The organism is Bradyrhizobium pachyrhizi (genome assembly GCF_001189245.1).
In the GTDB taxonomy this organism is placed as follows: domain Bacteria; phylum Pseudomonadota; class Alphaproteobacteria; order Rhizobiales; family Xanthobacteraceae; genus Bradyrhizobium; species Bradyrhizobium pachyrhizi.
The window spans coordinates 1-305 of sequence record NZ_LFIQ01000048.1; the positions used below are offsets into that span (position 1 = coordinate 1).

General features: G+C 55.4%; 1 protein-coding gene. It reads left to right on the forward strand.

What is annotated here, in order from left to right:
- Positions 1 to 305: extracellular solute-binding protein (locus AKL29_RS07520; RefSeq protein ID WP_152977469.1), on the forward strand; the 305-nt coding region annotated here is incomplete at both ends.

Consider the following 305-nt stretch of genomic DNA (forward strand, 5'->3'; position numbering starts at 1 on the left):
ATGAAGGCGCTGACAAAGGTGGACCCGTCCCTGAAGGCAGCCCAATATGTCGAGGGATGGGTGGTTATGGCGAACTCAAAGAACAAGAAGGCCGCCATGGAGTTCGCCAATTTCATGGTGAGCAAAGAGAACGCCGAACTCTTCAATGAATTGACTGGCGGAGTTCCGGCCAACCAGAAGGCGAAGGCGAGTGCCGGCGCCGCCCCCCTGCAGTATACGCCGGAGGAGCACGACAAATTTGCTTATCTACCCGACTGGGCCTACATGTCCACGCAACTCAATGATTGGGTGAAGAAGTTCGAGCA